The sequence below is a fragment of the Flavobacterium limi genome, from assembly GCF_010645075.1.
GTDB lineage: Bacteria > Bacteroidota > Bacteroidia > Flavobacteriales > Flavobacteriaceae > Flavobacterium > Flavobacterium limi.
In genome coordinates this window covers 1-5,657 of sequence record NZ_JAADZV010000023.1, presented here as the reverse complement: position 1 = coordinate 5,657, position 5,657 = coordinate 1, and the positions used below count along the sequence as shown (strand labels likewise).

Annotated in this window: 2 tRNA genes and 3 rRNA genes; all 5 read right to left on the bottom strand. The window is 46.9% G+C overall.

Annotated features, from left to right (window positions below):
- Positions 1–43: 43 nt before the first annotated feature.
- Positions 44–153, bottom strand: a 5S ribosomal RNA gene (rrf, locus tag GXM16_RS22630).
- Positions 154–334: 181 nt separating this feature from the next.
- Positions 335–3,216: ribosomal RNA gene (locus GXM16_RS22625) — 23S ribosomal RNA — on the bottom strand.
- Between the two features lie 136 nt (positions 3,217–3,352).
- Positions 3,353–3,426: transfer RNA gene (locus tag GXM16_RS22620), tRNA-Ala, on the bottom strand.
- Between the two features lie 86 nt (positions 3,427–3,512).
- Positions 3,513–3,586 (bottom strand) — tRNA-Ile (locus GXM16_RS22615).
- Between the two features lie 128 nt (positions 3,587–3,714).
- Positions 3,715–5,228: ribosomal RNA gene (locus tag GXM16_RS22610) — 16S ribosomal RNA — on the bottom strand.
- The 16S, 23S and 5S rRNA genes sit together here with 2 tRNA genes alongside, the layout of an rRNA operon.
- Positions 5,229–5,657 lie beyond the last annotated feature (429 nt).

Below are 5,657 nucleotides of genomic sequence, written 5' to 3'. Positions count from 1 at the left end.
TAAAACAAAAAACCCTATTCTTATCCAGAATAGGGTTCTTAAAGAAAGGCGACGACATACTCTCCCACAAAACTGCAGTACCATCTGCGCAGGCGGGCTTAACTTCTCTGTTCGGAATGGGAAGAGGTGAGCCCCGCCGCAATAACCACCTTAAGGTTGTTAGTAATTAGCTCTTAGTGATTAGTAATTAGTCCTTAGACTCTTTACTTATTACTCTTTACTAGTCACTGCTCTGCGTCGAGCAAATATTTTAACATACTGAGATAAAGAAAACAATTTTAGTATTAGAAAGTTCTCTCCCGATCCCGTTGTTGAACGGGATCGGGAAAAGGGTGTACATAAGCTTACGGATTATTAGTACTACTCGACTATGACATTACTGCCTTTACATCTATAGCCTATCAACGTGGTCATCTTCCACGATCCTTAAAAGAAATCTCATCTTGTGGTGGGTTTCGCGCTTATATGCTTTCAGCGCTTATCCCTTCCCAACGTAGCTACTCTGCGGTGCCCCTGGCGGGACAACAGATACACTAGAGGTTAGTCCAATTCGGTCCTCTCGTACTAGAATCAGATCCACTCAAATTTCTAACGCCCACAGTAGATAGAGACCGAACTGTCTCACGACGTTCTGAACCCAGCTCGCGTGCCACTTTAATGGGCGAACAGCCCAACCCTTGGGACCTTCTCCAGCCCCAGGATGTGACGAGCCGACATCGAGGTGCCAAACCCCCCCGTCGATATGAGCTCTTGGGGGAGATCAGCCTGTTATCCCCGGCGTACCTTTTATCCTTTGAGCGATGGCCCTTCCATGCGGAACCACCGGATCACTATGCTCTACTTTCGTACCTGATCGACCTGTATGTCTCTCAGTCAAGCTCCCTTATGCCATTGCACTCTACGCACGGTTACCAAGCGTACTGAGGGAACCTTTAGAAGCCTCCGTTACTCTTTTGGAGGCGACCACCCCAGTCAAACTACCCACCAAGCACTGTCCTCTTCATCGAAGAGTTAGGCCTCAGATAAACAAAGGGTTGTATTTCAACAATGACTCCACAACGCCTGGCGACGCCGCTTCATAGTCTCCAACCTATCCTACACATCATTTATCCAAGGTCAATACTAAGCTATAGTAAAGGTGCACAGGGTCTTTTCGTCCCACTGCGGGTAAACGGCATCTTCACCGTTACTACAATTTCACCGAGCTCATGGCTGAGACAGTGTCCAGATCGTTACACCATTCGTGCAGGTCGGAACTTACCCGACAAGGAATTTCGCTACCTTAGGACCGTTATAGTTACGGCCGCCGTTTACTGGGGCTTCAATTCAATGCTTCTCCGAAGATAACATCTCCTCTTAACCTTCCAGCACCGGGCAGGTGTCAGGCCCTATACTTCATCTTACGATTTTGCAGAGCCCTGTGTTTTTGATAAACAGTCGCCTGGACCTCTTCACTGCGGCCCCGATTGCTCGGGGCGACCCTTCTCCCGAAGTTACGGGTCTATTTTGCCTAATTCCTTAGCCATGAATCTCTCGAGCACCTTAGGATTCTCTCCTCAACTACCTGTGTCGGTTTACGGTACTGGTACTGATTACCTGAAGTTTAGAGGTTTTTCTTGGAAGCCCTTAGGCGCACTATCTCTTTGTCCGAAGACTCCGAGTACTATCGTATTTCACCAAGCTCTACGGATTTGCCTATAGAGCCTATAGCTAGGTACTTTAACGAACTATTCCGTCAGTTCGCGGCGCTTTCATCACTCCGTCACCCCATCACAGTAATCAGTAGTACGGGAATATTAACCCGTTGGCCATCGACTGTCCCTTTCGGGTTCGCCTTAGGACCAGACTAACCCACAGCTGATTAGCATAGCTGTGGAAACCTTAGTTTTTCGGTGTGCGGGTTTCTCGCCCGCATTATCGTTACTTATGCCTACATTTTCTTTTCCAGCCAGTCCAGCATACCTTACGATACACCTTCAACCCTGCTGGAATGCTCCCCTACCACTTGCAGTAAACTGCAAATCCATAGCTTCGGTAATATGCTTATGCCCGATTATTATCCATGCTCGTCCGCTCGACTAGTGAGCTGTTACGCACTCTTTAAATGAATGGCTGCTTCCAAGCCAACATCCTAGCTGTCTGGGCAGACAAACCTCGTTCTTTCAACTTAGCATATATTTGGGGACCTTAGCTGATGGTCTGGGTTCTTTCCCTCTCGGACTTGGACCTTAGCACCCAAGCCCTCACTGCTGTAAAACATTATATAGCATTCGGAGTTTGTCAGGAATTGGTAGGCGGTGAAGCCCCCGCATCCAATCAGTAGCTCTACCTCTATATAACTATTATCAGCGCTGCACCTAAATGCATTTCGGGGAGTACGAGCTATTTCCGAGTTTGATTGGCCTTTCACCCCTACCCACAGGTCATCCGAAGACTTTTCAACGTCAACCGGTTCGGTCCTCCACTGTGTGTTACCACAGCTTCAACCTGCCCATGGGTAGATCACACGGTTTCGCGTCTAACACTACTGACTAAAGCGCCCTATTCAGACTCGCTTTCGCTACGGATCCGTGACTTAATCACTTAACCTTGCCAGCAACGTTAACTCGTAGGCTCATTATGCAAAAGGCACGCCGTCACCCCACAAAAGGGCTCCGACCGCTTGTAAGCGTATGGTTTCAGGATCTATTTCACTCCGTTATTCACGGTTCTTTTCACCTTTCCCTCACGGTACTGGTTCACTATCGGTCTCTCAGGAGTATTTAGCCTTAGCGGATGGTCCCGCCAAATTCAGACAGGGTTTCACGTGCCCCGCCCTACTCAGGATACCACTATCTATCATACTTGTTACCCATACGGGGCTATCACCCTCTATGGCGTCACTTTCCAGTAACTTCCGGTTCCGTGTACATAAAATATCGTGGTCCTACAACCCCAACATTGCCGTAACAACATTGGTTTGGGCTAATCCGCGTTCGCTCGCCACTACTTACGGAATCACTTTTGTTTTCTTCTCCTCCGCCTACTTAGATGTTTCAGTTCAGCGGGTTTGCCCACCTATCGGTGTACTATGTCTTCAACATAGTGGGTTGCCCCATTCGGGTATCTGCGGATCAATCAATGTGTGCTTGTCCCCGCAGCTTTTCGCAGCTTATCACGCCCTTCATCGCCTCTGAGAGCCTAGGCATCCCCCATACGCCCTTATTTTGCTTATTGTACCAAATCATAATTTAATATGATCCGTTTTTTTTGTTTTTTGCTCTTTGTATTGCTACACCAACAAAAAACGCTTTCTACTTTTTAAATTTTTCTTATCTCAATATGTCAATGAACTTTTATCCTTTCGGATCTGTGGAGAATAACGGAGTCGAACCGTTGACCTCCTGCGTGCAAGGCAGGCGCTCTAGCCAGCTGAGCTAATCCCCCATTTTTAGCTTTCAGTTATCAGCCGTCAGCTTTCAGCGGATTGTTGATAACTCAACTTCTAAAATTTCCTTTTTTAAGTTAAAAAGTAGTCCCGGGCAGACTCGAACTGCCGACCCCTACATTATCAGTGTAGTACTCTAACCAGCTGAGCTACGAGACTCTGTTTTTACTTAATTCTTTATCATTTTTTTAAATTAACAGCAAGAGTAATTGAATCTTTAAATCCAGAACTTTCTAAATAATCATCTTTTCCCTCAAGGTGTGCTAACACTAACAATGAGGCTCTAGAAAGGAGGTGTTCCAGCCGCACCTTCCGGTACGGCTACCTTGTTACGACTTAGCCCTAGTTACCAGTTTTACCCTAGGCAGCTCCTTGCGGTCACCGACTTCAGGCACCCCCAGCTTCCATGGCTTGACGGGCGGTGTGTACAAGGCCCGGGAACGTATTCACCGGATCATGGCTGATATCCGATTACTAGCGATTCCAGCTTCACGGAGTCGAGTTGCAGACTCCGATCCGAACTGTGACCGGCTTTATAGATTCGCTCCTACTCACGTAGTGGCTGCTCTCTGTACCGGCCATTGTAGCACGTGTGTAGCCCAAGGCGTAAGGGCCGTGATGATTTGACGTCATCCCCACCTTCCTCACAGTTTGCACTGGCAGTCTTGTTAGAGTTCCCGACATGACTCGATGGCAACTAACAACAGGGGTTGCGCTCGTTATAGGACTTAACCTGACACCTCACGGCACGAGCTGACGACAACCATGCAGCACCTTGTAAATTGTCTTGCGAAAGTTCTGTTTCCAAAACGGTCAATCTACATTTAAGCCTTGGTAAGGTTCCTCGCGTATCATCGAATTAAACCACATGCTCCACCGCTTGTGCGGGCCCCCGTCAATTCCTTTGAGTTTCAAACTTGCGTTCGTACTCCCCAGGTGGGATACTTATCACTTTCGCTTAGCCACTGAAGTTGCCCCCAACAGCTAGTATCCATCGTTTACGGCGTGGACTACCAGGGTATCTAATCCTGTTCGCTACCCACGCTTTCGTCCATCAGCGTCAATCCATTAGTAGTAACCTGCCTTCGCAATTGGTATTCCATGTAATCTCTAAGCATTTCACCGCTACACTACATATTCTAGTTACTTCCTAATAATTCAAGTCCAGCAGTATCAATGGCCGTTCCACCGTTGAGCGATGGGCTTTCACCACTGACTTACTAGACCGCCTACGGACCCTTTAAACCCAATGATTCCGGATAACGCTTGGATCCTCCGTATTACCGCGGCTGCTGGCACGGAGTTAGCCGATCCTTATTCTTACGATACCGTCAAATTCCTTCACGAAGGAGTGTTTCTTCTCGTATAAAAGCAGTTTACAATCCATAGGACCGTCATCCTGCACGCGGCATGGCTGGATCAGGCTTGCGCCCATTGTCCAATATTCCTCACTGCTGCCTCCCGTAGGAGTCTGGTCCGTGTCTCAGTACCAGTGTGGGGGATCTCCCTCTCAGGACCCCTACCCATCGTAGCCATGGTAAGCCGTTACCTTACCATCTAGCTAATGGGACGCATGCTCATCTTTTACCGTTGTGACTTTAATAGTGTGTTGATGCCAACTCACTATACTATGGGGTATTAATCCAAATTTCTCTGGGCTATCCCCCTGTAAAAGGCAGATTGCATACGCGTTACGCACCCGTGCGCCGGTCTCAAACACCGAAGTGTTCTACCCCTCGACTTGCATGTGTTAAGCCTGCCGCTAGCGTTCATCCTGAGCCAGGATCAAACTCTTCATCGTATATTTTAATATTATATTGCGATGAATATCTATCGGTTCTTTTCAAATCTTACGATTCCATTACTCTTATTCTTTTGCCCTAACATCTCTGTTAAGACGGCTGTCAATTCAATATGTCTACGAACGTGTATTTCTTTATTCTTCTCGCTTTTCGTTTGTTTCTCAAAGCGGGTGCAAAAGTAAAAAACTTATTTTTAACTGGCAAATGTTTTTTGAAGTTTTTTTTAGAAATTTTTATTTCTTTTTTCCCTCCTCTTTATCTGCCAACCTATCAATGAACTTTCCGTGTTTTGCGGGGTGCAAATGTAAAAAGCATTTTCAAATCTCACAAGCTTTTTTGAATCTTTTTTTCGAAAATCTCTTCTCTCTCAATTCTTATCTCTTGTCAGTATTTCGATGAACGCCTTCGCTGTTGCGGGTGCAAAAGTA